This window comes from Achromobacter sp. Root170 (assembly GCF_001428165.1).
Lineage (GTDB): Bacteria > Pseudomonadota > Gammaproteobacteria > Burkholderiales > Burkholderiaceae_B > Achromobacter > Achromobacter mucicolens.
In genome coordinates this window covers 244290-268792 of sequence record NZ_LMHN01000012.1, presented here as the reverse complement: position 1 = coordinate 268792, position 24503 = coordinate 244290, and the positions used below count along the sequence as shown (strand labels likewise).

Genomic DNA, 24503 nt, shown 5'->3' with positions numbered 1-24503 from the left:
CAAAGGGTTTTTCAAGACGCCGGGCTGGAATTTTCGGCGCCCGATTCCTGCAGGCGGTGGATCGCCGCCGTGAACTGGGGCAATCCGGGCCAGCCGGTGATGCGCCCCAGGCGCTTGCCGGACCGGTACAGCACAAAAGTGGGGACGCCATGCAACGAAAAGCGGCGTCCCAGCGGCTCATCCGCATAGACATCGGCTTCGAACCACGTCAGGCCAAGCCCTACCAGCGTTTCCTGGTGCAGCAGCGCCGCCTGTTTGAACAGATTGCAGTTGTAGCAATCCTGGCCCCACAGGAAGACACAGCGCAGGTCCGCCCCGGGCGCTTGCACCACGGCCGCATCGAATCCCGCGGTGTCGACATGGCGCATGCCGAACACCCGGAATACCTGGGCCGGGTCAAAGCGCGGGTCGGTCATGGTGGGACGCGGTTCAGCCCTGGCCGGCCGACACGACCACCAGCGCCGGGCGCAGGGTACGGTCGGCAATCACATAGCCCTTCTGCAGCAGTTGCACCACCGTGTTAGCGGGCTGCTCGTTGGGAATGGACGAAATGGCCTGGTGCTGGTGCGGATCGAACTTGTCGCCCTGGGCCGGCGCGATTTCCTTGAGCAGATTGCGCTCGAACGCGGCGGCAAGCTGCTTGAGGGTGACTTCGACGCCTTCGCGCAGGGTTTCGACCGTCTGATCGGGCTGGGCCAGGGCAGCTTCCAGGCTGTCCTTGACCGGAACCAGGCTTTCGGCGAACGACTCGATGCCGAACTTGCGCGCCTTGGATACTTCTTCCTGGGCGCGGCGGCGCACGTTTTCGGCTTCGGCTTGCACACGCAGAAGCTGGTCGTGCTGCTCGTTGACGGTAGCCTGGGCGGCGTCCAACTGGGCGCGCAACTCGTTCAGCTCGGCCTGCGCGGCGTCCTGGGCGGCGGGAGCCGCATCGGCGCTCTGGCCGACTTCGGGCGCCTGGTCAGCAGGCTCGTGGGGTGCCGTCATGGGGAATCCTCCAAAAAGAATGGCTTTCGCAGACATGAATGGGGGCCAATACCCCTAATTCAAGCCCGGTTAAGCGAAATATTCCCCGGGGCGCGGCCCGAAGGCCGGGCGCCCGCTGACCGAACGGCTACTTCTTGCTGGGCTGGGCGGGGGCCACGGGGTCGCTGGCCGGAAAACTTTCCTTCAGCGCGCGGTCCACGCGCTTGTCATCGGCGTCCGGATCCGATGGAATCGCGACCGGGTCGCTGGCCGGGAAGGTATCGGCCAGGGCCTCGTCCAGGTCATGTTCGACGCGGTCCTCGTCGACGGGAGTGGTGACTTTGCCCTTCTTGACCGTCTTTCCAGTCTTGGGATCATGGTGCATGCGCCTTCTCCTTCAAGTCCGTGGCTGCTGGTATCCACCCCTGCAAGTTTCGTTCCACCAGACTGGACAGCCCCGCGATCCAGGCCGGGTCGTCATTGATGGCAGGAATGTAACGGAACTGTTTGCCCCCCGCCTCGAGAAAGGCGTCGCGGCATTCCAGGCTGATTTCTTCCAGGGTTTCCAGACAGTCTGCCACAAATCCCGGGCACACCACATCGACCTCCGTGACGCCGGAGGCCGCCAGGGCCTTCAGGGTCGGCTCGGTATAGGGCTCCAGCCAGCGGGCCGATCCGAATCGGCTCTGGAAGGTCACTTCGATCTGGTCGCGGGGCAGGGACAGCCGCTGCGCCAGGAGCCGGGCGGTTTCCATGCAGTCGCGGTAGTAGGGATCGCCCAGTTCGATGGAGTAGCGCGGCAGGCCGTGAAAGCTCATGACGAGTTTCTGCGGCTTGCCATGCTCGGCCCAGTAGCGCTCGATGCGCGCGGCGAGCGGATCCAGGTAGGCGGGCTCGTCGTGAAAACGCTTGATGAAGCGCATCTCCGGCTGATCGCGCAGCTTGCCCATGTAGCGGGTGACCGCGTCGACCACGGTGGCGGTGGTGCTGGCGGCGTACTGGGGATACAGCGGCACCGTCAGGATGCGCTCGCAGCCCTGATTGCGCATATTTGCGATCACCTGGGGGATGGAGGGGTTGCCATAGCGCATGCCCAGCTCGACCACGGCATCCACGCCAGCCGCCTGCAGGGCGGCGCGAACGCCGTCGGTCTGGCGTTGGCTGTAGACCATCAGGGGCGAGCCGCCCTCCATCCAGATGCCGGCGTAGCGCGGCTCCAGCCGCTTGGGCCGGCGCACGAGCACGATCCCGTGCAGAATGGGCTTCCAGAGATAGCGCGGGATTTCGATGACGCGCGGGTCGGAGAGGAATTCGCCGAGATACTTGCGGATGTCCTTGGGCGACGTCGTGTCGGGGGTGCCCAGGTTGACGAGCAGCACGCCGACCTTGCCGGGCACGCGCGGCGGCGGATCCTCGTTGAAGGGGTCTTCTTGGTGGGGCTCAGGAAGGTAGCGCTCAGGCCAGAGATACTTGAACAGGCGAAGAAACACAAAAACTCCCCTTCCTCCGCAAGGAGGATGTAGCTTTGAATGGGACTACTGGTTGTGGCTGAGGGCGTTGGACAGCAGGCGCGCTGTGATGTCCACGATGGGTATGACACGCTCGTAGGCCATGCGGGTCGGACCGATGACACCCAGGGTGCCGACCACCTTGCCGTCCACGCCGTAAGGCGCCGTGATGACGGAGACGTCTTCCAGGGGCACCAGTTGCGAATCGCCGCCGATGTAGATCTGCACGCCCTGCGCGCGGCTCGAGACGTCCAGCAATTGCAGCAGATCGGTTTTTTTCTCGAACAGCGAAAACATCTTGCGCAGCCGGTCCATGTCGGACGCGATGTCGGTGACGTCCAGCAGCTTGCGTTCGCCCGATATGACCACGGCATCGCCGTCCTCGGCGGCTTCGGCGCTGGCCTCGACGGCGGCCTGCATCAGGCGCGAGATGTCCTCCCGCAACTGGGCCAGCTCGGTCGACAACGTCTGGCGCACGGCATTGAACGACTTGCCGGCGAAGTGCATGTTGAAGAAGTTGCCGGCTTCCAGGAGCTCGGATTCGGAGTAATCCCGCTGGACGAAAAGGATGCGGTTCTGCACGTCGCCATCGGGCGTCACGATGATGAGCAGGACACGCTTGTCGGACAGGCGGATGAATTCGATCTGCCGGAACACCTGCGCCCGCTTGGGCGTGAGGACCACGCCGGCGAACTGCGTCAGGTTGGACAGCAGCGCCGCGGCCGCATTGACGGCGCGGGTAGGTTCGGCGGCCGAGAGCATTTCGCCCATGTTGTGCGGCTGCAGCTGGTACGACTGCACCGACAGCAGCGAATCGACGAACATGCGGTATCCGCGCGGCGTGGGAACACGGCCGGCGGAGGTGTGCGGACTGTGGATCAGTCCCAGCTCTTCCAGGTCCGCCATGACATTGCGGATGGTGGCCGGAGACAAGTCAAAGACTTTAGATAGCGTCCGCGAGCCGACTGGCTGCCCATCGGCGATGTAGCGTTCTATCAACGCTTTCAGTAAAGCGCGTGCGCGGTCATCCATAGCGGCTATTTTAGGGAATCTTTTCAGGTTGAGGCGATTTTTGTCCCGCAACACAATATACGGCCCCATATAATCGGCTAATTGGCCCATTCTGGGCGCGTTCAGCTTTGCGGTTTCGCCCTTTTCATTCTTACGCAGCCATGCATTTTCCTATAGTCGCCCTGATCGGCAGATACCAGGACACCGGCCTGGACACACCGCTGAGAGCACTTGCGCACGCGCTGACGCAGGCGGGCCGCCATGTGCTGATCGATGCGGACACGGCGCGCAATACCGGGCTGACCGAATACCCCATCGCCACGCTCGAGGAAATCGGCAAGACCGCCTCGCTCACCGTGGTCATGGGCGGCGACGGCACCGTGCTGGGCGCCAGCCGCCATCTCGCGCCCTACGGCATGCCGCTGATCGGCATCAACCACGGGCGCCTGGGCTTCATCACCGACATCGCCCTGCAGGACGCGCACGCGGCGCTCGCCCGGGTGCTCGAAGGCAGCTTCCAGATCGAAGACCGCATGCTGCTCGAAGGCAGCGTGTGGCGCGGCGACCAAAAGATGTATTCCGCGTCGGCCTTGAACGACGTGGTCCTGAACCGCGCGGGCCGCGGCGGCATGATCGAGGTCCGGGTCGAACTTGACGGCGCCTTCATGTATACGCAGCGCGCCGACGGCCTGATCATCGCCACGCCCACCGGCTCCACGGCCTATGCGCTGTCGGCCAATGGCCCCATCCTGCACCCGGGCATGAACGCCATGGTGCTGGTGCCGGTGGCGCCGCAAACGCTGTCGAACCGGCCCATCGTCATCCCGGACACCGGCGTGCTCAACATGACGCTCACGGCCATGGGCCGCGTCGAAGTCGGCGCCAGCGTGCACTTCGACATGCAGACCTGGTCCGACCTGCAACCGGGCGACCGCATCGTCGTGCAGCGCGCGCCCTACACCATCCGATTCGTGCATCCCGAAGGCTACAGCTTCTTTTCCACCCTGCGCCGCAAACTGCACTGGAACCTGATGCCCGAAGCCTCCGACAACGTAGAGTAATTAGCGCCCCTTATGCTGCGCACCCTGCACATCCGCGACTTCGTCATCGTCGAACAGACCGAGATCCACTTTGGCCCCGGCTTCACCGTCTTTTCCGGGGAAACGGGCGCCGGCAAATCCATCCTGGTCGATGCGCTGGCGCTCACCCTGGGAGAGCGCGGCGATGCCAGCATGTTGCGCGAAGGCGCGGCCCGTGCCGACATCACCGCGGTGTTCGACACCCCGGCGGCGCTGCAGGCGTGGCTGGCCGAACGCGAAATCGACGCCGACGACGAACTCTCGCTGCGCCGCGTCATCGATGCGCAAGGCCGCAGCCGCGCTTACATCAACGGCACCCCGGCCACCGTGGCGCAACTGCGCGAACTGGGCAACAGCCTGGTCGACATCCATGGCCAGCACGCGCACCAGAGCCTGATGCGTCCCGACGCCCAGCGCGACCTGCTGGACGCGCACGGCGGCCACGGCGAGCTTCGCCACGCGGTTGGCCAGGCGTGGAAGCAGTGGCGCGCCTTGGCACGCCAGCTGGAATCGGCCGAAAAAGACGCCGAAAGCCTGGCCTCTGAACGTGAACGCCTGCAATGGCAGGTCGACGAACTGGACCGGCTGAACCTCGGACCGGACGAATGGGACGCCCTGCAATCCGAGCACACGCGCCTGTCGCATGCGCAATCGCTGCTGGATGGCGCCTCGCAAATCCTTGAAATGCTGGACGGCGAAGGCGATTCGGCGCATCACCGCCTGACGGCCGCGAACCAGCGCCTGCAGCAGATGCTGCGGCACGATCCGGGCCTCAAGGGCGTCCATGACGAACTGGAATCGGCACGCATCGCCATCAGCGAAGCCGTGTCCGACCTGAACAACTATGTCAGCCGGGTCGACCTGGATCCCAAGCGACTCGCCGACGTGGAAGCGCGGCTGGGACTGGTGTTCGAGACCGCCCGCAAATTCCGCACCGATCCCGATGCCCTGTGCGAGCTGCGCGAATCGCTGCATTCGGAGCTTGCGGCCTTGCAGGCCGCCGGCGACATCGACGCGCTGCGCGCCCAGGCGGCCACGGCACAGACGCAATACGACGCGGCCGCCGCCAAGCTGACCACCGCCCGGCGCAAGGTCGCCAAGGATCTGGGCAAACAGGTCACCCAGGCCATGCAGACGCTCGCGATGCAGGGTGGCCGCTTTGAACCCACGCTCGCCCCGTCGGCGCCGTCCGCGCACGGCAACGAACAGGTCGAATTCCTGGTGGCCGGTCACGCCGGCACCACGCCGCGTCCGCTGGCCAAGGTCGCCTCGGGCGGCGAACTGTCGCGTATCTCGCTTGCGCTGTCGGTCATCGCCAGCCGCGCGGCGCGCGTGCCCACGCTGATCTTCGACGAAGTGGACAGCGGCGTGGGCGGCGCGGTGGCCGAATCCGTCGGCAAGCTGCTGCGCGAACTGGGCGAACGCCATCAGGTGCTGTGCGTCACCCACTTGCCCCAGGTGGCCGCGTGCGCCAACAACCAGTTCCTGGTCAGCAAGGCCGAGTCCCGCGGCACCACGCGGTCCAGCATCGAACCGCTGGACGCCCCGGCCCGCGTCGAGGAAATCGCGCGGATGCTGGGCGGCATGACGCTCACGGCCACCACGCGCGAACACGCGCGTGAAATGCTGGAAGGGTTCGGCCAGACAACGCCTTGAGTCTGCGGCCTGCCGGCGTCACTGGCCCCGACACGCAAAAAGCCCCTTCGTTCAGAAGGGGCTTTTGTTTTTGGCTACGCAGCCGGATGTACCGGCCTCACGGCTGCCCGCCCAGGCTTAGCGGCCTTTGAGGCAGCTGCCGCAGATGCCGTACAGCACCATCGCGTGGCTTTCCAGCGCGAAGGCGTTGTCCTTGGCGATCTTTTGCTGGCGCTTTTCGATCTCGGGATCCGAGAACTCGACGACCTTTCCGCAGTTGGTGCAGATCAGGTGGTCGTGGTGGTCGCCGTCGTTGAGCTCGAAAACGGCCTTGCCGCTGTCGAATTGGCTGCGCGCCAGGATGCCGGCCTGCTCGAACTGCGTCAGCACGCGGTAGACGGTAGCCAGGCCGATTTCGACGTTTTCGCCGATCAGGGCGCGGTAGACGTCTTCGGCGCTCAGGTGCCGCTCACCCGATTTGCGGAAAATATCAAGAATCTTCAGGCGCGGGAAAGTCGCCTTCAAACCCATGTTTTTCAGTTCGCTTTGGTCGCTCATGGTGTAATCGCTCTCCGTCCGCGTTGGCATGGGCAAGGACTGGGGTCACCGCAAGCCGGCTCGCCGAATTCATGCCGCCTCGCGGAACTATCTTTATGAAACCTTTATGATAACGGTTTTGCTTGCTTCCAAATAATAGGGGCGCGTAGTGTCCATGTTTGCACGTATTCCCTCCCGCTCACTGAAGACCGGTTTGGCCGTTGCCGCCCTGGCCGTTGCCTTGGCGGGCTGCACCTCGAACAAATGGGGCTTCCCGTACAAGGCGCCGGTCCAGCAGGGTAACTGGATCACGCAGGAACAGGTTGCGCTGCTCCAGCCCGGCATGACCCGTGAACAAGTCCGCTTCGCGCTCGGCAGCCCCACGCTCACCAGCGTGCTGCACGCCAATCGCTGGGACTACCCGTACTACTTCAAGCCGGGCTACGGCAACCCGCAAGAGCGCAAGTTCACCGTCTGGTTCGAAAACGACCGTCTCACGCGCTGGGAAGGCGACAAGCAGCCCGATCTGCAGCCCTACCAGATCAACACGCCGGACGCCGTTGCCGACGAAAAGGCCGACAAGCGCCTGGCCCGGGACGAAGCCCGCGCCGAGGAAGAGCAGGACGAACAGAAGCGCGACGCCGATGCACCCGCCAGCCCGCTCAACCAGTACCCGGGCCAGCCCGGCATCTCACCCGAGCCGCTGCGTTAAATCCAAGGACTTTTTTATGCGTATTGCTATCGCCGGCGCAAACGGCCGCATGGGCCAGATGTTGATCGAGGCCATCCTGAAGGCCGACGGCCTGGAACTGGCCGTTGCGCTGGACGTGCCGGGCTCGGCCGCGCTGGGCCGCGATGCCGGCGCCACGCTGGGCAAGCAGACCGGGGTTGCCATCACCGACGACCTGGACGCGCTTGCCGGCGCTGACTGCCTCATCGATTTCACCCGTCCGGAAGGCACGCTCAAGCATCTGCAGGCTTGCGTGAAGCACGGCGTGAAGGCCGTCATTGGCACCACCGGGTTTGACGACAACGGCCGCGCCGCAATCGAGGTTGCCGCGCAAAAGACCGCCATCGTGTTCGCCCCCAACATGAGCGTGGGCGTCAACGCGACGCTCAAGCTGCTGGACATGGCGGCCCGCATCCTGAACGCCGGCTACGACGTCGAAGTGTTCGAAGCCCATCACCGCAACAAGGTCGATGCGCCTTCCGGCACGGCGCTGAAGATGGGCGAGACCATCGCGTCGGCCTGGGACGTCGCGCTGCCCGACGTTGCCACCTGGAGCCGCCACGGCGACACCGGCGTGCGCAAGCCCGGCACCATCGGTTTTTCGGTGCTGCGCGGCGGCGATATCGTTGGCGATCACACGGTGTCGTTCTGCGGCATCGGCGAGCGCATCGAGATCACGCACCGCTCGTCCAGCCGGGCCACTTACGCCGAAGGCGCGCTGCGCGCTGCGCGCTTCCTCGAGGGCAAGACCAACGGTCTTTACGACATGCAGTCCGTGCTGGGGCTGTAATTTCCGGCGCCAAAAGCAAAGGACCCCGCGGGGTCCTTTTTTCATTCCGGAAAGCCTGCCCGGTCACACCACGACCGGCTCGGGCTCCAGGCGCACGCCATAGCGATCGGCCACCGCATCCTGCACCGCGCGCGCCAATCCCATGATGTCCGCGGCGGTGGCGCCCCCGCGATTGACGAGCACGAGCGCCTGGCGATCATGCACGCCCGCCGCCCCCAGCGCCCTTCCCTTCCAGCCGCACTGATCGATCAGCCAGCCTGCGGCCAGCTTGAACCGGCCGTCCGCCTGCGCGTACGACACCAGGCCAGGAAAGCGCTGCGCCAACGCGTCACGCTGCGCGGCCGGCACGATGGGATTCTTGAAGAAGCTGCCGGCATTGCCCGTGACCGCGGGATCGGGCAGCTTGGCGCGCCGGATCTCGCACACCGCATCGAAGACATCGCGCGCGCTGGGCGATGCGCCCGACAGCCGCGGATGGCGTTGCAGATCGGGATACGCCAGCACCGGCCGCCACGGCCGCGGCAAGGCAAAGCGCACGCTCACGATGATCCAGCGCCCGGGCGCATCATGCTTGAACACGCTGTCGCGGTACGAGAACCGGCAATCGGCCGCCTGCATTTCCACGAAGCGCGCCTCGCGCACATCCCAGGCCGTCAGGCTGTGAAGGCGTTCCTGCAGCTCGACGCCATAGGCGCCGATGTTCTGCACGGGCGCCGCGCCCACGGTGCCGGGGATCAACGCCAGATTTTCCAGGCCATCCCATCCCTGCGCGACGCAGGCCGATACGAATCCATGCCAGCTTTCGCCCCCCGCGGCTTCGACGATCCACGCGTCCGGCCGCGATTCCAGCAGCCGCACACCTTGGAAGGCCACGCGGGCAACCAGGCCCGGCACGCGCTCGGGCAGCACCACGTTGCTGCCGCCGCCCAGCACGAGCAACGACGGCGCCGTTTGCGCCAGGGCGGACAACGCGGGCAATTGCGCGGGCTCGCGCAGCGCGACGAACGCATCGGCCCGGGATGCCAGTCCCAACGTATTCAGACCAGTGAGGTCCTGCACGGACGGAGACAAGGAATCGGGCGCGGATCCCGCGAAGGAATTTGACATGAGTGCTACGAGGTATGCTATAGTTTCTGTCTTCGCTCAGTTTACTTGATTGAGTGCTTGACCCGATTTACAGCGTAAATCGCAGCCAGCCAGACAGGCTCAGGACAAGCTCAAAAAATCGTGCTAGACTGCGCGCCTTCTGATCGATAACCAAGTTGATCAGCGTGAATAAGAAAAGCGGTTCTGGGCAGTTTACGGAACCAATGCGGGAGTAGCTCAGTTGGTAGAGCGCAACCTTGCCAAGGTTGAGGTCGCGAGTTCGAGACTCGTCTCCCGCTCCAGATTTTGGTCTGCAGCGTTTTTTCAATGCTGCAAATCGTTGAAAGCAAGGGCCGAAAGGCCCTTTTTTCATGCCTGAAACACCGGGTTCGCCAACGCAGGCGCATCGGCTTGATGGATGAAAAAATTAATGTATACTCTCGCCTCGCTGATCGGCCAGCCGCCAGAATTCTCAAAATTCAAACGGACCCTCAGCGATGCGGTCAGTGTGCAAATGCGGGAGTAGCTCAGTTGGTAGAGCGCAACCTTGCCAAGGTTGAGGTCGCGAGTTCGAGACTCGTCTCCCGCTCCAGATTTCGGTCTGCAGTGCAAAGACCCTTAAAAGCATGTACAATCGCTTTCTTTGCTGAACAGCCCTGATACCAATACAGGCTTTCACTAAAAGCAAATAAAGCAGTAGCAAAGTAGTACAGCAAAGCAGTACCCCAAGCGGGAGTAGCTCAGTTGGTAGAGCGCAACCTTGCCAAGGTTGAGGTCGCGAGTTCGAGACTCGTCTCCCGCTCCAAATACAAAGAGGAAGCAACGGCACACACCGCGCTTCCTTTTTTCTTGCAAGTGCTGGCGCAATGGCAGAGTGGTTATGCAGCGGATTGCAAATCCGTGTACGTCGGTTCGATTCCGGCTTGCGCCTCCAGCATCTTTCTCCCTCCCCCCTGCATCTCGTTACCCATCCCTACGCCCGGTTAGCCGGATGATTGTTATGGTGACCCCGTTTTCATTTGAACGATGAGTCCATGCACAACATCCCGGAATCGCACCCGCGCCGCTTTGCTACCTGCCCCGCTTTCCTGAGCCTGTCCGCCGCCGCGTTGATCGCACTTGCGCCCCTTGCCGCGGAGGCGCACGACAAGCACCATCACCACCGCCACAAAGGTGGCGAGTACAAGGAAAAGTACTGGGATGGCGCCTGTAAGGTCGAGCGCAAGTGGAAGCGCAATGGCGACTACAGCGAAAAGCGCAAATGCCGCGACGACTATGCGTATGGCTACGCGCCGCAGCCCGTGGCCGTGCCTGTGATGCCCGTTCAGCCTGGCATCGTCATCTCGCCCACCATCGTCATACGCCCATAACACCATGGATCAATCGGTGAAAGACGCCCTCGCCCGCTGGCCCAATGTGCCGGCGGTGTACGGCTGGCTGTCGCTCGATGCGCGCGGGCGTTGGCGCCTTCATCCGCAAGGTCAGGCCAACGAAGGCGGGCCGGGCGAGCCGATCACCAATACGCAGATCCTGGAGTTCATCGGCCGCAATTTCGACCATGACGATGTGGGCCGCTGGTTTTTCCAGAACGGGCCGCAGCGCGTCTTCGTGCGGTTGGACGCGGCGCCTTATGTGTTGCGCCTGGCCGATGACAATCGCGGCCTCGTCACGCATACCGATGCGGCCGTCGGCTCGGTCACCGGGTGGTGGCTGGATGATGCAGGCCAGCTCTTCGCATCGACGCCCCTGGGCGCCGGCATTGTGCTGGACCGCGATCTGCAGCCGCTGCTCGAAACCCTGCAGACGGCTGCGGGCGCGCCCCTGATGGACGCGCTGGCGGGCTTGATGCCCGGCCAGTCGATCAACGTAGCGTGGCCAGGCGTTTATGGGGACGCGCCGCTGCATTCGATTGCGCAGGCGGACGTTGCCGATCGCCTGGCGTTCGACCCCGCGCCGCACGCCGGCGCGGGCTGAAAAAGCGCGTTCAGCGCCGGCCGCTCTTGATTAGGGCGAACTTGCCGTCGCCCAGCAGCGCCAGCACGGCAGCCGCGACGGTCAGGAAGATGGGATATTCCCAGCCGCCGCCCGGGTTGCCGAATCCCCAGCCGTTGCCGAAGTGAACCGTCGACGCCGCGAAGAGCTGCACCACGGCAATGGCGGCCACCCAGCGCGGCACCACGCCCAAAATCAGCAGAATGCCGCCCGCCACCTCAAAGAACGTCACGGGATAGGCCAGCCAGCCGGCAAAGCCGATCTTCGTGAAAAACTGCGCCGTGCCGGGCAGCGTGAAGACCAGCAGCTTGGTCAGGCCGTGGGCCAGGAACATCACGCCCAGCGCCACGCGCAGGAGCAGTGCCGCATACGGCGCGGTACGGGAATCAATCATTGCAGTCATCCTTGTGCAGAAACGGATCGCTCAAAACGGGGCGAACCTTCATGGAGCCGTATTCTTGCGATTCCAAAAACAAAGATAAACATGCAGAATTGCAAATTATTGTTCCTCTATAGGAAACAATCTTGGACACCCACACCGCCATGCAGACCTACGCCAAGGTCGTTGAACTGGGTTCATTCGCGGCGGCCGCCGACAAGATGGGCCAGGCGCGCTCCGTGGTCACGCGGCAGATTGCCTATCTGGAACAGAAGTACGGCGTGCGCCTGCTCAACCGCACCACCCGCAAGCTGAGCATGACCGATGCCGGGCGCGCCTTCTACGAGCGGGTCCGGCCCATCCTGGCCGAGGTCGCCGACCTGGAACTGTCGCTGCAGGCGGAAGGCCAGCGGCCCAGCGGGCGGTTGCGGGTCAGCGCCCCCGTGTCCTTCGGCATCCTGCATCTGGGACCGGCGATTGCCGAATACCTGCAGCGCTATCCGGACGTGGTGATCGACCTGGACCTGAACGATCGCGTGGTGGATCTGGTCGAGGACGGCTACGACGTCGCGGTGCGCATCGGCCCGCTGGTGGATTCATCGCTCGTGGCACGGCCGCTGGCGCCGCAGCAACTGCTCGTCTGCGCGGCGCCCTCGTACCTGCAACGCCACGGCGCCCCTGCCGTGCCTGAAGACCTGAAGCAGCATCGCTGCCTGCACTACGCCTACGCAAGCACGGGCAACGAATGGCATTTCGAAAAGGATGGCGTGACGCACCTGGTGCGCGTGAATGCGGCGCTGCGGGCCAATAACGGCGACGTGCTGCGCACCGCCGCGCTGGCCGGCCACGGGATCATTCTGCAACCGGAATTCCTGGTGGGCGACGACATTCGCGCCGGCCGCCTTACCGCCTTGCTGACCGGCTACGCCCACACCCCCATCTCCATGGTCGCCGTCTACCCGCACCGCCGCTTCCTGTCGCCCAAGGTGCGGTCGTTCGTGGAACACCTGGAAGCCCGATTCGGCAGCCCCGCGCCCACGCCGCCGGGACGGCGCGCCACGACCCGCCGCAGCCGTTAGAATCGTACCCATGACCGCCAAATCGCCCCTCGTATACTTTCCCGCCCCGCGCCGTTCCCTCTTTTGCAGCCAATGCGGCACGCCGGTAAACCGCCGCGTGCCGGAAGGCGACAACCGCGAGCGCGACATCTGCGATCACTGCGGGGCGATCCATTACCAGAATCCCCGGCTGGTGGTCGGCACCGTGCCCGTCTGGGAAAACCGCGTGCTGCTCTGCCTGCGCGCGATCGAGCCGCGCTACAACACGTGGACGCTGCCCGCCGGCTTCATGGAACTGGGCGAGAGCACCGCGCAGGGCGCCGCGCGCGAGACACTGGAAGAATCCGGCGCCAAGATCCAGCTGGGCGACATCTACACCATCATCGACGTGCCGCAGATCGAGCAGGTGCACGTGTTCTATCTGGCGCAGGCGGTGGGTCCCGAACTGGACCCCGGCCCGGAGAGCCTGGAAGCGCGCTGGTACGACGAAGCCGAGATCCCCTGGGACGACCTGGCGTTTCGCACCGTGGCAAGCACCCTGCGCCTGTTTTTCGAGGACCGCAAACGCGGCACCTTCGGTCCTCATCACTACACCCTCGAATCTCACCGTTGAAACTGCCCTGGCTGGCCGCCGACACCCCGTTTCCCCCTGCGGAATTCGCGCTGACGGATCCGGATGGTCTGCTGGCCGCAGGCGCGGATCTGTCCCCGGAACGGCTTACCCAGGCGTACTCCAACGGTATCTTTCCGTGGTACTCGGAAGGCGAACCCGTCCTGTGGTGGAGCCCGGATCCGCGGATGGTGCTGCGCGTGAAGGATTTCGCGCCGTCGCACTCTCTGCGCAAGCTGCTGCGGCAGATCGCCGCGCGCGAGCACGACGCGGCGCCGAGGGTGCAGGTGCGGGTCGACACCGTGTTTGCGCAGGTCATGGCGGCCTGCGCCGCGCCGCGCGACGGACAGCCGGGCACGTGGATCACGGCGGCCATGCAGGAGGCTTACCGCCAGTGGCATGAGGCCGGGGTCGTGCACAGTATCGAAACCTGGATCGACGGCGAGTTGGCGGGCGGCCTGTACGGCATCAGCCTGGGCCGCATGTTCTTTGGCGAATCCATGTTCACCCGTGTCCCGAACGCCTCCAAGATCGCGCTGGCGCATCTGGTTCGCTACCTGGAGGCGCAGGGCGTCGAGTGGATCGACTGCCAGCAGCAGACGCGCCACCTGGCCAGCATGGGCGCACGCCCCCTGCCGCGCGAACGCTTTCTGCGGCATGTCCGCCAGGCCACGATGCAACCCGGCATCGCGTGGTCCCGCGGCAGGTTGGATACGCAGGGAACGCTGCATCCGGACACACCCGAGGGGACGGATTGCCGCCCGAGTTAAGCGTTAATATGGAGCGATTCCTGTCCCGGGCCCGCCGCCCTCAAGGGATATTCCATGCGACAGCGCCAATGAGCCAGCTCCCATGAGCCAGCTGAAAGAACTTCCCTTCTCCACGCTGCAGTTCTATGCAACCGCTCCCTACCCGTGCAGTTATCTGCCGGGTCGCCAGGCCCGGTCGCAGGTTGCCGCGCCCGGCCATCTGATCAACGCGGGTACGTATTCGCAACTGGTGGAACAGGGCTTTCGCCGCAGCGGACTCTTTACCTATCGTCCCCATTGCGACAACTGCCAGGCCTGTATCCCCGTGCGCGTGGACGCGGCCGCCTTCGCCCCCAATCGCAGCCAGCGCCGGGCTTGGCGCAATCATCAGCATCTGCAGTCGTTCGTGGCCGAACTTGCATGGTCGCCCGAGCACTACCGGCTCTATACGCGCTACCAGCAGGGCCGGCATCCGGGCGGCGGCATGGACGAAGACAGCCGCACCCAGTACGCGCAGTTCCTGCTCACCAGCCGCGTCAACACGCGGCTGGTCGAGTTCCGCAACGCCGAAGGGGTGCTGGTGATGGTGTCCATCATCGACGTGCTGGACGATGGCCTGTCCTCGGTCTACACGTTTTATGACCCGGACATTGCCGACGGCCTGGGCACCTACAGCATCCTCTGGCAGGTCGAACAATGCCGCGCATTGAACCTGCCCTGGCTCTATCTGGGGTACTGGATCGCGGACAGCCGGAAAATGTCCTATAAATCGGCCTTCCGTCCGGCGCAATTCCTGGTCGACGGGCAATGGCGCGACACGCCCGAGCGGCCGCCCGCCTGAATCGGCCTTGCGGTGGGTCCATGAGCGGCGGGGACACATCAAATCGCTCTACAATTCCGCCCCATGTCTATCCTCTTTCACGCCTACCCCCTGGCCCGCCCGGCGCTGTTCGCCATGGACGCGGAAACCGCCCACGAAGTCACCTTGTCGGGCCTGCAGCGCGCCTATGAGTGCGGCGCCACGCGCAAGCTCATGCACGCGCAGCCCAAGGCGCCCTGCACGCTGATGGGGATGCAGCTGGCCAACCCGATCGGGCTGGCCGCCGGCCTGGACAAGAACGGCGCCTATATCGACGCGCTGGGCAACCTGGGCTTCGGCTTCATCGAGGTCGGCACGGTCACGCCGCGCGCGCAGCCCGGCAACCCCAAGCCCCGCATGTTCCGCCTGCCGCGCGCCAATGCGCTGATCAACCGGCTGGGCTTCAACAACCAGGGACTGGAAGCGTTCCTGGCCAACGTGCAACGTAGCACGTGGCGCAAGCAGGGCGGGATCCTGGGCCTGAACATCGGCAAGAACGCGGATACTCCCATCGAACGCGCGGCGGACGACTACCTGATCGGACTGGACGGGGTGTACCCGCATGCCGACTACGTCACCGTGAACATCTCGTCGCCCAACACCAAGAATCTGCGCGCGCTGCAAAGCGGCGACGAGCTCTCTGCCCTGCTCGGGCAATTGGCCGACAAGCGCCGCGCATTGGAAGACCAGCACCAGCGCCGGGTGCCGATGGCCGTGAAGATTGCGCCGGACCTGACGCAGGAGCAGATCGACGCCATCGCCGAGATCCTGCCGCGCCACGGCATCGATGGTGTCATCGCCACCAACACCACGCTGTCGCGCGATGCGGTGCAAGGCCAGGCCCACGCGCAAGAAGCAGGCGGCCTGTCCGGCGCGCCCGTGCATGAATTGTCGCTGGCGGTGATCCGCCGCCTGAAGGAGCGGCTGGGCAATAGCCTTGCCATCATCGGCGTGGGCGGCGTGCTGTCTGGCCAGCAAGCCCGCGAAAAGATGGACGCCGGCGCCGATGCGGTGCAGCTCTACACGGGCCTGATCTACCGCGGCCCGGGGCTGGTCGGCGAATGCGTGCGCGCCGTGGCGCGCCGCTGACCGCGGAACCTGCCCCACAAAATGCAGGCAAAAAAAGGGGCCACCCTGTGGGTGGCCCTAATTCCAGCTCTGCTCTGTCACTCAACAGTACTACATTACTGCGATTCGCGCAGCACCGTGCGCCAAATACTTAGGCGCTGCGGCGGCTGCGGCTGGCGACCTTGGTGGCGGCATCGGCAGCGTCCGTGGCAGCCTTGAAGGTCGCGTTGGCGGCGGCATTCAGGTTCGACTCGGCGACTTCGGCGGCCTGCTTGGCGGCCTTGGTCATCGAATCGTAGGCGCTGGTCGCGGTGGCCAGCGAGGACTTGATCAGGGCGACGGCGCTTTCGGAACCGGTCGGGGCGTTCTTGGAGAACTGGTCGACGGCTTCGCTCAGCTGCTGCTGGCTTTCGGCGATCTGTTCTTCGGTCAGCTTGACCAGGCTGCCTTGCACGCCGGCAACGATGTCATACACGTGCTTGGTGTAGGCCAGGGCCTTTTCGGCGCCCGGTTGCAGCAGGCCGGTGGCAAACGCGGCGGCTTCCTGGGGATCCTTCACTTCGGAAGCTTGCTGCGACTTCTGGGCGACTTCGTCCAGGGTGGCCTTCACGACCTTCAGGTTCAGTTCGACCAGCTTTTCAAAGCCGGCGAAAACGGCGGACTGGGCAGCCACGATGGTGTTGATGCTGGCCTTCTGGCGGTCCAGGACTTGTTGCGGGATTGCGCTCATAGAATGCTCCTCTCAGGGTAGCCGGAGGCTGTCCGGCAATAAGGATGGTTGTCTGCGACGAAATAAGAAACGTGCGCGGAAACTGGTACTACAAGCTACCGCCGGCCCGTTTGATGCACTGCACAATTGCCATTCTAGACTCGGTAAAAAACTTGTCAAGCGCTTTTTGTGCGGCGCAACAAGTGTTTGCACTTTATCGGTGCGGCGCTTTGCCCGGCTTGATTGCGCTCAATGATTTCCCAGAACTCGGGAAATACCGGACATGACGCGGTATCAATTCTTTTCTACACTGCTTTCACGCCGATGACAGACAAATACCAAATACATGTCAGCGGTTGATAACTAAATCGCAGCAAGCAAAACCCTGCAATCGGAGACCTCATGACCCTGATCCCCCGCACGCTTTCGGCCCTGCTCGCGGCCGGTGCCCTGTTCGCGGCCGGCGCCGCGCACGCGGAATACCCGGAACGCCCCATCAACATGGTGGTGCCGTTCGCTGCAGGCGGCCCGACCGACAACGTCGCCCGCTCTCTCGCGGAAGCCATGCGCACCAGCCTGGGCCAGACGGTCGTGGTCGAAAACAAGGGCGGCGCCGGCGGCACCATCGGCACCACCCAGGTCGCCCGCGCGCAGCCGGACGGCTATTCCATCCTGTTGATGCACGCCGGCTTCTCGACCGCGCCTTCTCTCTATAAGAATCCGGGGTACGACCCCTTCACCAGCTTCGAACCGATCGGCCTGGTGGTCGACGTGCCGATGACGATCGTCGCGCGCTCGGACTTCCCGCCCAACAACATCGCCGAGCTGGCGGACTACGTCAAAAAGAACAAGGACAAGGTGTCGCTGGCCAACGCGGGCATCGGCGCGGCCAGCCACCTGTGCGGCACCATGCTGGTGGAAGCGCTTGGCGTTCAACTGCTGACCATCCCGTACAAGGGCACCGCCCCCGCCATGAACGACCTGCTGGGCAAGCAGGTCGACCTGATGTGCGACCAGACCACCAACACGACGCAACAGATCGAGGCCGGCAAGGTAAAGGCCTACGCCGTGACCAGCCTGAAGCGCGTTCCCACCCTGCCCAAGCTGCCGACCATGGACGAGTCCGGCTACAAGGGCTTCGAAGTGGGCATCTGGCATGGCATGTGGGTGCCGAAGGGCACGCCCAAGCCCGTCGTGGACAAGCTGGTCAAGAGCCTGCAGGCAGGCCTGGCCGATCCCAAGTTCCAGGAGCGCATGAAGCAGCTGGGCGCCACCGTGCTGACTTCGGAAGCCAATCCCGACGCGCTGACCGCCAAGGTCAAGCAGCAAGTCCCGCAATGGGCCGAGCTGTTCAAGAAGGCCGGCATCGAAAAGCAATAAGCGCAGCCCATGGGGCCGTCCACGACCGTGGCGGCCTCGGGCGGCAATGCCTGAAAAACGAAAGCCCCCTCGCGGGGGCTTTTGTATTTGGGGCCAGGCACTGCGCTACGGGCGCATCGCTTCGGCCGCCATGCCCAGGCCGTTGAAGCCGGTGGAAACCGAGGGCTCGTAGCCCAGGGCCTCGGAAATGCTGGCAGCCGTATCGACCAGCGCCTTGATCCAGTCGTCCTGCAGGCGTTCGGCCGGCGCGGAAATCGACAGCCCCGCCACCAGTTTGCCGGTGTCATCGAAGATGCCCGCGGCGATGCAGCGCACGCCGAGTTCGAGTTCTTCGTTGTCGCGCGCATAGCCATGGCGGCGCACCAGGGCGAGTTCGCGTTCGAGCTTGTCCAGATCGGTCAGGCTGTTGCGCGTGTGGCCGGCAAGCCCCGTGCGCAACGCATAGGCCCGCACCTGGCGCGTGTCGCCCGTGGACAGGAACAGCTTGCCGGTGGAGGTCAGGTGCAGCGGCGCGCGGCCGCCGATGGCCCGCACCACCTGCATGCCGGAGCGTTCGCTCCAGGCGCGGTCGATATAGACGATCTCGTCGCCCTGCTGGACAGAAAGATTGATGGTCTGCCCCGTCAGCTTGTGAAGCGACCGCATGGCGGGAATGGCGGCCTCGCGCACGTTCAGGCGTCCCTTCACCAGCGAGCCCAGCTCCAGAAGGCGCATGCCGAGCTGATACAGGCCGTTGTCGACCCGCTCGACGTAGCGGCCCACCACGAGGTCATTCAGGATGCGGTGCGCGGTGGACGCGTGCAGGCCGGTGGTTGCCGACAGCTCTTTGAGCGTGACCGGATCGGGCTGCGCGGCCAGGGCGTCGAGCAGCCGCATGGCGCGTTCGATGACCTGAATGGCGATCGGATGAGCGGACGCGCCTTCGGTTTCGGCGTCCAGGGGATTGCGGGGCGTTGGAAGACGGGCCATGGAAGATTTGGGCTGGCGCCGCCGCGCACGGGGGTGCGTTGCGGCACTGCAGCAAGCGGTTCTTTCCCGTATTGTGAAATTTACGAGCCGGTTTTGCAATCAGAATTTGATCGGGCAGTGCAACCGGCGGTGTCCCGCCGGCACCCCGGTCAGGCTGCCGCCGGGGGCGCCAGCTTACCGCCCAGGCGCAGCACTTCCGCCCGCAAAAACTCCAGCGCCTCGGCCGCTGCCTCGGGATCGCCCTTCACGCCGAGCTCGATGTGGGGCATTCCGCCCGCCTCGCCGACGCTGGGCAGGCTGAAGGCGCGCACGCCGGGCCAGCGGGATTCCACGCTGACCATCGACGGCGTGATGCGTGATTCCGGCATGCTGAAAACCAGGAACGAGTGTTCGGCATGAACGCGCACATGCTGCAGCGCACGATATCGCGTGTCCAGGGTCAATTCCAGCATCGGCCACGCCATGACGGGAAAGCCCGGCACGAAGGTGTGGTCCTTGATGAAGAAGCCGGGGATCCGGTTGTAAGGGTTGGGAACGATCTCGCAGCCTTCGGGGAACATGCCCATCTGCAGGCGCTGCTGATTTTCGGGCGCGCTCATGTCGGCGGTGCCTTGGCCTTTCTCGGCCATTTCCCGGGTGCGCAGCGCGATGGCGGCTTCGGCTTCCGGGTGCAGCGCCAGCGGCAGGCCCAGCGCGGCGGCCGCGGCCTGGCGGGTATGGTCGTCCGGCGTGCCGCCAATGCCGCCACACGAAAACACGACATCGCCGGTGGCGAAGCTGCGCTTGTAGGCGTCCACCAGGCGGTCGCGCTCGTCAGGCAGGAATTCGGCCCAGCTCAGATGCATGCCGCGCGCGCCCAGCATCTCGACGATCTTGGAAAAATGCTTGTCCTGACGTCGTCCCGACAGGATTTCATCGCCGACGATGATGAGACCGATACGGCGGGCGGTGGATTCTGCAGCCATGTCCAATTCCAAAGGTGAGAAATGACGCCGGTCAGACGTCGATGACGCGGTCCTGCCGCAGGCGCTTCAGAGCTTCCAGGCCGTAATGCGCATAGACCAGGGCGGAAAACACCGGCAGGATAATCCACGCGGGCGGCAGCAGGTTCAAGAGCGAGCAAATCAGGCCGATGCTCCAGAAGCCGCCGTTGTTCCGTTCCAGGATCAGCTTGCGTTCCTCTGGGCTGGCGTGTTCGACGATGGCGTCCACGCGCATCATGCGCGAGAACGCAAAGGCCCACCAGAAGATCGACAGCACCACGGCCATGGGCGGCACCAGCCAGAGGGGCAGCGTCAACACCCAGCCGGCGGCAAAGGCGGCGGACACCCACACCGCGTTCCACACGCTGACCGCCGTCGAATACTTGCCGCGGCGGGCGACGGTGGAATATTCACGCTGGCCGACGTGGCGCAACACCAGTGGCATGACGAACACGGCGGCGATGGCCAACCCCAGGATGCCGGACACCGGCAGCAGGATGGCTGCGGCGATGACGGGAATCAGCCAGATCTTGAGCGAGAACAGGCCCACCGCGACCAGCCATTCGTCAACGCGATTGACGACATCCCAGTGCGAGACCTCGGCGCGCAGCCAGTCGGTCAGGGGCGTCCAGAAAAACCAGAGCAGCAGGATCGCGCCAACCAGCGCGATCAGAAAGGGCAGCAACACCGCGAACAGCATGGTCGGGTGGCACTGCGACACAAGCGCGCGCTTGAACGCCTGGCCCACGCTTACCGCGCCCGCGCCGGCGCCGGACAGGCGGCCGTTCCCGGGGGTGGGAGGATCAGTACGCAGAGCGGTCATGGCAGTCGAAGTGAGGGGTGAACAACCCGGGTATCATAGTCAAACCCGCCCCGATCCGCTCACATGTCACTGCTCACCCCCGGTACCGATCTTGCCCCGCTGCGCGCGCGGCTGGACGCCACGCCCGGCGCCTGGCTCATCGCCTGCTTCTGCGCCGCCTGGTGCGACACCTGCGAAGAATACAAGCCCAAGCTGCAAGCCTTGGCCGACGCAATGCCGCAGCATGTCTTTGCGTGGATCGACATCGAGGACCACGCTGAACTGCTGGGCGACGTGGACGTCGAAAACTTCCCGACCCTGTTGGTGCAGATCGGCGATCGCGTCGTGTTCTACGGCCCCATGCTGCCGCATATCGGCCATCTGGAGCGTCTTCTGGCAAGCCTGAACGCAGAGAGCGCGGCCGTGAACACCGCCCTGCCCGATCTGCCCCGGATGCTGGCCGCCTGACGCGCGTCGCGCCCAACAAAAAACCCGCAACGCCGGCTGGCCTTGCGGGTTTTTTCATGGGCCGGAACCCGATTGCGATCAGGGCTTGCGGCTGCCGCCAAGCAGAACGGCCAGTTGGCGCTTGGGCGCGGAAGACGGCGTGGCGTTGCCGCGCGATTCCTGTTCTTCGGCCGGCGCGGCGGGCGCAGACGGCTCGTAGGGCTTGAAGAAGAAGTCGTCCACGGGCTGGCGCGAGCCGCCGGCATGGTGACTGGAACGGCGCTCGGAAGAACGGCCCCGGTCGCCGCGGCTTTCGCGGCCGCCTTCGCGCCCTTCGCGCGAATGCGAGCTGCTGTCGCTGCGGCGATGGCTGCGCGCGATCAGGTCGGCCGGCACGTCGAGCGTGCCGCGCGGCACTTCGCGCTTGATGAGCTTTTCGATGTCGAGCAGGAACCGCTCTTCGTCGGCGGTGAACAGCGCAATGGCTTCGCCCGATGCGCCCGCGCGGCCCGTGCGGCCGATGCGGTGCACGTAGTCTTCGGCGTTGTACGGCAGGTCGTAGTTGATGACGCAGGGCACGCCCGCCACATCCAGGCCGCGCGCGGCCACGTCGGTGGCGACCAGCACTTCGAGTTCGCCAGCCTTGAAGGCCTCAAGGGCCTTCATGCGGTCGGCCTGGGTCTTGTCGCCGTGGATCGATTCGGCCTTGACGCCATCACGTTCCAGGTCGCGCGCCAGGCGTGCGGTGCCGATCTTGGTGTTCGAGAAGACGATGACCTGATTGAGGCCGCGCGACTTCACCAGATGCACGACGGCGGCGCGCTTGGCGTCGCTGGTCATCTTGTAGGCGATCTGCGTGATGGTCGTGGCGGTGGCGTTGCGCGCCGCCACTTCGATTTCGACGGGGTGGTTCAGGTACGACCGGCCCAGCTTGCGGATTTCGTTGCTGAACGTGGCCGAGAACAAAAGGCCCTGACGCTGCGCGGGCAGCAGGCGGATGATGCGTTCCAGATCGGGCAGGAAGCCCATGTCGAGCATGCGGTCCGCTTCGTCCAGCACCAGGATGCCGACCTGGCTGAGGTTCACGTTCTTCTGTTCAACGTGATCGAGCAGACGGCCCGGCGTGGCAACCAGCACTTCGCAGCCGCGGCGCAGCGCTTCCTTTTGCGGACCGATATCCACGCCGCCGAACACCACGGCCGAGCGCAACGGCGTCTTCTTGCTGTAGCGCTTGACGCTCTCGAAGACCTGGTCCGCGAGTTCGCGCGTGGGCGCCAGGATCAGCGCGCGCACCGGATGCCGGGCGGGCGAAGCGCTGGTGTTGGCCAGCGGCATGAGGCGATGCAGGATCGGTACCGTGAACGCCGCCGTCTTGCCGGTGCCGGTCTGGGCGGCGCCCATGACGTCGCGGCCCGACACCACCACGGGAATGGCTTGCGCCTGGATGGGCGTCGGGGTGGTGTAGCCGGTTTCGGCGATGGACTGCAACAACAGGGGGTGCAACCCGAAATCGTCGAACGTCGGCGCGGGCGCGTCAGCGGTGGGTGCTACGGTTTGAGTGGATTCAGTCATCAGGGTTAGGCAAGTACCGGGACCAGTGAAAAAGAACAAAACGAGAGTGCTGCATGCACTGCACTACATAAGCATCGGGGCAACCATGCTGGAGTCGATACTTATGTGGGCAGTACCAGGCCCGGATTGCTGTGGATTGATGAATTTTAGCGCAGCCGCCTTACCACACGGTCAAACGGACCATTCAACGGCCGGTTAACCGCGCGTTCAAAGCGCCCGCCGAGGCGAAAAAGACACTGCGAGCGTCCATCAGGCGGACATATCGGCGGGGAAATCGTGGCCGTCAGCCGGCCAGCCAGCGCAAACCCCAGAGCACCAGCATGCCAACCACAATGACCAATACGGCGCTGCGCGTGCGCAGAAAGACCAGAATGGCGACCAGACCGGCGACCAGCTTGTAATCGAACACGGGGCCAAGTCCGGCTTTCCAGGGCAGCAGGTCCGGGACCACGATGGCGGTGAGCGCGGCGGCGGGCGCATAGCGCAAGGCGCGCCGCACATTGTCGGACAGCGGAATGTAGTCGCCAAACAGCATGAAGCCGGCCCGCGTCAGGACGCTGCACAGCGCGAGCAGCAGAATGGCGGAATAGACGTAGAGTTCCCAGGACCAATTCGTCATGCACGCGCCTTGAAGAAGCGTTCGGCCCACATGCCGGCGATAACGCCGGAGATGACCGCCGCGGCCAGTCCCAGGCGCAAGGGCATGGCTTGCCCCACCCAGGCGACGACCCCGGCCGCCAGCATGGACACCAGCATGGGCTTGGAGCTGGCCAGCGGCACCGTGATGGCCAGCAGCGCCAGCACGGCGGCGAAATCCAGGGACCAATTGGTCGGCACCTGGGCGCCCAGATAAATCCCGATGATCGACGAGGACTGCCAGACCAGCCAGCCTGGCACGATGGAGCCCAGGAAGAACCAGAGCTGCTCGCGCGTGCCGCGCTCGACCGAGTCGCCAAAGCGCGGCATGAAGAGCACGAAGCCCATGTCGGTCGTGAAATAGCCGAGTCCCAGGCGCTTGGGCCAGGACAGATGGCGGAAGTACGGCTGCAACGCCGCACCGAAGATGATGAAACGCAGGTTGACCACGCAGCCGGCGGCGAAGATCAGCCACAGCGGCGCGCCCGCCGCGATCAGGGGCAACGAAGTGAGCTGGGCCGAGCCGGCGTACAGCAGCAGCGTCATGGCGAGCGCCATGGATTCGGTCAGTCCGGACTTGACCATGGCCACGCCGGTCACCAGACCCCAGGTCGCGGTGGCGATGAGGGCGGGCACGATGGCGTGGACGCCGGCGCGAAAGGCGGTCAGGCGTTCCTGGCGAACCAGGCCTGGGTCTTCGGATTCAGGAAGCGCGGATTCAGAGGACAACGGCTGGCCCCTGGCGATGCAGACAGGACGACATGGAAACTCTATGGAATGAACACGCGACGGCCCGTTCGCCCGCCGGCATCATGCTGCAAGGGCGTTGGCCCCAGACCGGTGCGCGAATAGGCGCGTATTGTAACCTCGCTGCTTGATACAATAACGCCCTCAAGATTCTTGAGCCCTTGGGGCCTGGCGCGCGGCGGCAGGTCTGGCGCGCACTGT

At 64.7% G+C, this 24503-nt stretch carries 28 protein-coding genes and 4 tRNA genes; 17 read left to right on the top strand and 15 right to left on the bottom strand.

Annotated features, from left to right (window positions below):
- Positions 1 to 11: 11 nt before the first annotated feature.
- From ASD87_RS11465 to hrcA, 5 genes are all read right to left on the bottom strand, one after another.
- Positions 12 to 416: a thioredoxin family protein gene (locus tag ASD87_RS11465; protein ID WP_056321281.1), complete on the bottom strand. Its 405-nt coding sequence runs from the start codon at positions 414 to 416 to the stop codon at positions 12 to 14.
- Between the two features lie 13 nt (positions 417 to 429).
- Complete coding sequence (gene grpE / locus ASD87_RS11460; protein ID WP_056321280.1) at positions 430 to 987, bottom strand: nucleotide exchange factor GrpE; 558 nt, start codon at positions 985 to 987, stop codon at positions 430 to 432.
- Positions 988 to 1114: 127 nt separating this feature from the next.
- The gene (locus ASD87_RS11455) at positions 1115 to 1351 is read right to left on the bottom strand and encodes a hypothetical protein (protein ID WP_056321277.1); all 237 of its coding nucleotides are present in this window, start codon (positions 1349 to 1351) and stop codon (positions 1115 to 1117) included.
- Positions 1341 to 2456 (bottom strand): ferrochelatase, encoded by a 1116-nt coding sequence (hemH, locus tag ASD87_RS11450; protein WP_056321275.1) that lies wholly within the window; start codon positions 2454 to 2456, stop codon positions 1341 to 1343. The genes ASD87_RS11455 and hemH overlap by 11 nt, the downstream gene beginning before the upstream one ends.
- Positions 2457 to 2501: 45 nt before the next feature.
- A complete protein-coding gene (hrcA, locus tag ASD87_RS11445) occupies positions 2502 to 3506 on the bottom strand; it encodes a heat-inducible transcriptional repressor HrcA (protein WP_056321273.1) in 1005 nt (334 codons plus the stop codon).
- A gap of 140 nt (positions 3507 to 3646) precedes the next feature.
- Here hrcA and ASD87_RS11440 point away from each other — a divergent pair, with 140 nt between their 5' ends.
- Positions 3647 to 4546 (top strand): NAD kinase, encoded by a 900-nt coding sequence (locus ASD87_RS11440; protein ID WP_056321271.1) that lies wholly within the window; start codon positions 3647 to 3649, stop codon positions 4544 to 4546.
- 12 nt (positions 4547 to 4558) lie between these two features.
- Positions 4559 to 6220 (top strand): DNA repair protein RecN, encoded by a 1662-nt coding sequence (recN, locus tag ASD87_RS11435; protein WP_056321270.1) that lies wholly within the window; start codon positions 4559 to 4561, stop codon positions 6218 to 6220.
- Between the two features lie 117 nt (positions 6221 to 6337).
- On the opposite strand, the gene fur is transcribed toward recN, so the two are convergent.
- Entirely contained in the window at positions 6338 to 6757 is a 420-nt protein-coding gene (gene fur / locus ASD87_RS11430) for a ferric iron uptake transcriptional regulator (protein ID WP_056321269.1), read from the bottom strand.
- Between the two features lie 154 nt (positions 6758 to 6911).
- Here fur and ASD87_RS11425 point away from each other — a divergent pair, with 154 nt between their 5' ends.
- Together ASD87_RS11425 and dapB are read left to right on the top strand one after the other, a co-directional pair.
- Entirely contained in the window at positions 6912 to 7448 is a 537-nt protein-coding gene (locus ASD87_RS11425) for an outer membrane protein assembly factor BamE (protein WP_056321268.1), read from the top strand.
- Between the two features lie 16 nt (positions 7449 to 7464).
- Entirely contained in the window at positions 7465 to 8256 is a 792-nt protein-coding gene (gene dapB / locus ASD87_RS11420) for a 4-hydroxy-tetrahydrodipicolinate reductase (RefSeq protein WP_056321266.1), read from the top strand.
- A gap of 63 nt (positions 8257 to 8319) precedes the next feature.
- Here dapB and murB read toward each other — a convergent pair whose 3' ends face one another.
- A complete protein-coding gene (murB, locus tag ASD87_RS11415) occupies positions 8320 to 9363 on the bottom strand; it encodes a UDP-N-acetylmuramate dehydrogenase (protein ID WP_056321262.1) in 1044 nt (347 codons plus the stop codon).
- A gap of 205 nt (positions 9364 to 9568) precedes the next feature.
- Between murB and ASD87_RS11410 the strand changes: the two genes are divergently transcribed.
- The 6 genes from ASD87_RS11410 to ASD87_RS11385 all read left to right on the top strand — a co-directional run bounded on the left by ASD87_RS11410 (position 9569) and on the right by ASD87_RS11385 (position 11316).
- A tRNA-Gly gene (locus ASD87_RS11410) sits at positions 9569 to 9644 on the top strand.
- Between the two features lie 214 nt (positions 9645 to 9858).
- Positions 9859 to 9934, top strand: a tRNA-Gly gene (locus tag ASD87_RS11405).
- A gap of 137 nt (positions 9935 to 10071) precedes the next feature.
- Positions 10072 to 10147 (top strand) — tRNA-Gly (locus ASD87_RS11400).
- Positions 10148 to 10202: 55 nt separating this feature from the next.
- Positions 10203 to 10276: transfer RNA gene (locus ASD87_RS11395), tRNA-Cys, on the top strand.
- A gap of 100 nt (positions 10277 to 10376) precedes the next feature.
- Complete coding sequence (locus tag ASD87_RS11390) at positions 10377 to 10712, top strand: hypothetical protein (RefSeq protein ID WP_056321257.1); 336 nt, start codon at positions 10377 to 10379, stop codon at positions 10710 to 10712.
- A 4-nt stretch (positions 10713 to 10716) separates the two neighbouring features.
- Positions 10717 to 11316 (top strand): DUF2946 family protein, encoded by a 600-nt coding sequence (locus ASD87_RS11385; RefSeq protein ID WP_056321255.1) that lies wholly within the window; start codon positions 10717 to 10719, stop codon positions 11314 to 11316.
- 10 nt (positions 11317 to 11326) lie between these two features.
- On the opposite strand, the gene ASD87_RS11380 is transcribed toward ASD87_RS11385, so the two are convergent.
- On the bottom strand, positions 11327 to 11728 hold the full coding sequence (locus ASD87_RS11380; protein ID WP_056321252.1) for a DoxX family protein: 402 nt from the start codon (positions 11726 to 11728) through the stop codon (positions 11327 to 11329).
- 131 nt (positions 11729 to 11859) lie between these two features.
- Between ASD87_RS11380 and ASD87_RS11375 the strand changes: the two genes are divergently transcribed.
- The 5 genes from ASD87_RS11375 to ASD87_RS11355 all read left to right on the top strand — a co-directional run bounded on the left by ASD87_RS11375 (position 11860) and on the right by ASD87_RS11355 (position 16078).
- Positions 11860 to 12792, top strand: a complete 933-nt coding sequence (locus ASD87_RS11375) for a LysR family transcriptional regulator (protein WP_056321249.1) — start codon at positions 11860 to 11862, stop codon at positions 12790 to 12792.
- 10 nt (positions 12793 to 12802) lie between these two features.
- On the top strand, positions 12803 to 13384 hold the full coding sequence (locus ASD87_RS11370; RefSeq protein WP_056321247.1) for an NUDIX hydrolase: 582 nt from the start codon (positions 12803 to 12805) through the stop codon (positions 13382 to 13384).
- Positions 13381 to 14151: a leucyl/phenylalanyl-tRNA--protein transferase gene (gene aat / locus ASD87_RS11365; protein ID WP_056321244.1), complete on the top strand. Its 771-nt coding sequence runs from the start codon at positions 13381 to 13383 to the stop codon at positions 14149 to 14151. The genes ASD87_RS11370 and aat overlap by 4 nt, the downstream gene beginning before the upstream one ends.
- Before the next feature lie 82 nt (positions 14152 to 14233).
- Positions 14234 to 14971, top strand: a complete 738-nt coding sequence (locus ASD87_RS11360; RefSeq protein WP_056321241.1) for an arginyltransferase — start codon at positions 14234 to 14236, stop codon at positions 14969 to 14971.
- Positions 14972 to 15034: 63 nt separating this feature from the next.
- Positions 15035 to 16078 carry a quinone-dependent dihydroorotate dehydrogenase gene (locus ASD87_RS11355; protein ID WP_056321238.1) on the top strand — a complete coding sequence of 348 codons (1044 nt, stop codon included), beginning with the start codon at positions 15035 to 15037 and terminating at the stop codon, positions 16076 to 16078.
- Between the two features lie 130 nt (positions 16079 to 16208).
- Here the strand turns inward: ASD87_RS11355 and phaP are convergent, their stop codons facing one another.
- A complete protein-coding gene (phaP, locus tag ASD87_RS11350; RefSeq protein ID WP_056321236.1) occupies positions 16209 to 16787 on the bottom strand; it encodes a TIGR01841 family phasin in 579 nt (192 codons plus the stop codon).
- Between the two features lie 381 nt (positions 16788 to 17168).
- On the opposite strand from phaP, the gene ASD87_RS11345 reads away from it, so the two are divergent.
- Entirely contained in the window at positions 17169 to 18146 is a 978-nt protein-coding gene (locus ASD87_RS11345; protein ID WP_056321233.1) for a tripartite tricarboxylate transporter substrate binding protein BugD, read from the top strand.
- Positions 18147 to 18251: 105 nt separating this feature from the next.
- Here the strand turns inward: ASD87_RS11345 and ASD87_RS11340 are convergent, their stop codons facing one another.
- The 3 genes from ASD87_RS11340 to ASD87_RS11330 form a co-directional block, all read right to left on the bottom strand.
- Positions 18252 to 19115: an IclR family transcriptional regulator gene (locus ASD87_RS11340; RefSeq protein WP_056321230.1), complete on the bottom strand. Its 864-nt coding sequence runs from the start codon at positions 19113 to 19115 to the stop codon at positions 18252 to 18254.
- 149 nt (positions 19116 to 19264) lie between these two features.
- Positions 19265 to 20080 (bottom strand): molybdopterin-binding protein, encoded by an 816-nt coding sequence (locus ASD87_RS11335; RefSeq protein ID WP_056321228.1) that lies wholly within the window; start codon positions 20078 to 20080, stop codon positions 19265 to 19267.
- Positions 20081 to 20111: 31 nt separating this feature from the next.
- Positions 20112 to 20921, bottom strand: coding sequence for an EI24 domain-containing protein (locus tag ASD87_RS11330; RefSeq protein ID WP_056321226.1), 810 nt, complete (start codon positions 20919 to 20921; stop codon positions 20112 to 20114).
- Between the two features lie 63 nt (positions 20922 to 20984).
- Here ASD87_RS11330 and ASD87_RS11325 point away from each other — a divergent pair, with 63 nt between their 5' ends.
- Complete coding sequence (locus tag ASD87_RS11325) at positions 20985 to 21368, top strand: thioredoxin family protein (protein ID WP_056321223.1); 384 nt, start codon at positions 20985 to 20987, stop codon at positions 21366 to 21368.
- A 78-nt stretch (positions 21369 to 21446) separates the two neighbouring features.
- Here ASD87_RS11325 and ASD87_RS11320 read toward each other — a convergent pair whose 3' ends face one another.
- The 3 genes from ASD87_RS11320 to ASD87_RS11310 form a co-directional block, all read right to left on the bottom strand.
- Entirely contained in the window at positions 21447 to 22919 is a 1473-nt protein-coding gene (locus ASD87_RS11320) for a DEAD/DEAH box helicase (RefSeq protein ID WP_156403412.1), read from the bottom strand.
- A 283-nt stretch (positions 22920 to 23202) separates the two neighbouring features.
- Positions 23203 to 23538, bottom strand: coding sequence for an AzlD domain-containing protein (locus tag ASD87_RS11315; RefSeq protein ID WP_056321218.1), 336 nt, complete (start codon positions 23536 to 23538; stop codon positions 23203 to 23205).
- Positions 23535 to 24284 carry an AzlC family ABC transporter permease gene (locus tag ASD87_RS11310; protein ID WP_056321216.1) on the bottom strand — a complete coding sequence of 250 codons (750 nt, stop codon included), beginning with the start codon at positions 24282 to 24284 and terminating at the stop codon, positions 23535 to 23537. Before ASD87_RS11310 ends, ASD87_RS11315 begins: the two co-directional genes overlap by 4 nt.
- Positions 24285 to 24503 lie beyond the last annotated feature (219 nt).

Bases quoted from the DNA above. Each gene is read 5' to 3' on its own strand.
- hrcA (WP_056321273.1), bottom strand. From the start codon at position 3,506: ATGGATGACCGCGCACGCGCTTTACTGAAAGCGTTGATAGAACGCTAC.
- grpE (WP_056321280.1), bottom strand. From the start codon at position 987: ATGACGGCACCCCACGAGCCTGCTGACCAGGCGCCCGAAGTCGGCCAG.
- ASD87_RS11465 (WP_056321281.1), bottom strand. From the start codon at position 416: ATGACCGACCCGCGCTTTGACCCGGCCCAGGTATTCCGGGTGTTCGGC.
- ASD87_RS11455 (WP_056321277.1), bottom strand. From the start codon at position 1,351: ATGCACCATGATCCCAAGACTGGAAAGACGGTCAAGAAGGGCAAAGTC.
- ASD87_RS11325 (WP_056321223.1), top strand. From the start codon at position 20,985: ATGTCACTGCTCACCCCCGGTACCGATCTTGCCCCGCTGCGCGCGCGG.
- murB (WP_056321262.1), bottom strand. From the start codon at position 9,363: ATGTCAAATTCCTTCGCGGGATCCGCGCCCGATTCCTTGTCTCCGTCC.
- ASD87_RS11425 (WP_056321268.1), top strand. From the start codon at position 6,912: ATGTTTGCACGTATTCCCTCCCGCTCACTGAAGACCGGTTTGGCCGTT.
- ASD87_RS11360 (WP_056321241.1), top strand. From the start codon at position 14,234: ATGAGCCAGCTGAAAGAACTTCCCTTCTCCACGCTGCAGTTCTATGCA.
- ASD87_RS11390 (WP_056321257.1), top strand. From the start codon at position 10,377: ATGCACAACATCCCGGAATCGCACCCGCGCCGCTTTGCTACCTGCCCC.
- recN (WP_056321270.1), top strand. From the start codon at position 4,559: ATGCTGCGCACCCTGCACATCCGCGACTTCGTCATCGTCGAACAGACC.
- phaP (WP_056321236.1), bottom strand. From the start codon at position 16,787: ATGAGCGCAATCCCGCAACAAGTCCTGGACCGCCAGAAGGCCAGCATC.
- ASD87_RS11330 (WP_056321226.1), bottom strand. From the start codon at position 20,921: ATGACCGCTCTGCGTACTGATCCTCCCACCCCCGGGAACGGCCGCCTG.
- ASD87_RS11315 (WP_056321218.1), bottom strand. From the start codon at position 23,538: ATGACGAATTGGTCCTGGGAACTCTACGTCTATTCCGCCATTCTGCTG.
- ASD87_RS11345 (WP_056321233.1), top strand. From the start codon at position 17,169: ATGACCCTGATCCCCCGCACGCTTTCGGCCCTGCTCGCGGCCGGTGCC.
- ASD87_RS11335 (WP_056321228.1), bottom strand. From the start codon at position 20,080: ATGGCTGCAGAATCCACCGCCCGCCGTATCGGTCTCATCATCGTCGGC.
- ASD87_RS11440 (WP_056321271.1), top strand. From the start codon at position 3,647: ATGCATTTTCCTATAGTCGCCCTGATCGGCAGATACCAGGACACCGGC.
- ASD87_RS11380 (WP_056321252.1), bottom strand. From the start codon at position 11,728: ATGATTGATTCCCGTACCGCGCCGTATGCGGCACTGCTCCTGCGCGTG.
- ASD87_RS11320 (WP_156403412.1), bottom strand. From the start codon at position 22,919: ATGACTGAATCCACTCAAACCGTAGCACCCACCGCTGACGCGCCCGCG.
- fur (WP_056321269.1), bottom strand. From the start codon at position 6,757: ATGAGCGACCAAAGCGAACTGAAAAACATGGGTTTGAAGGCGACTTTC.
- ASD87_RS11355 (WP_056321238.1), top strand. From the start codon at position 15,035: ATGTCTATCCTCTTTCACGCCTACCCCCTGGCCCGCCCGGCGCTGTTC.
- ASD87_RS11385 (WP_056321255.1), top strand. From the start codon at position 10,717: ATGGATCAATCGGTGAAAGACGCCCTCGCCCGCTGGCCCAATGTGCCG.
- ASD87_RS11370 (WP_056321247.1), top strand. From the start codon at position 12,803: ATGACCGCCAAATCGCCCCTCGTATACTTTCCCGCCCCGCGCCGTTCC.
- dapB (WP_056321266.1), top strand. From the start codon at position 7,465: ATGCGTATTGCTATCGCCGGCGCAAACGGCCGCATGGGCCAGATGTTG.
- ASD87_RS11340 (WP_056321230.1), bottom strand. From the start codon at position 19,115: ATGGCCCGTCTTCCAACGCCCCGCAATCCCCTGGACGCCGAAACCGAA.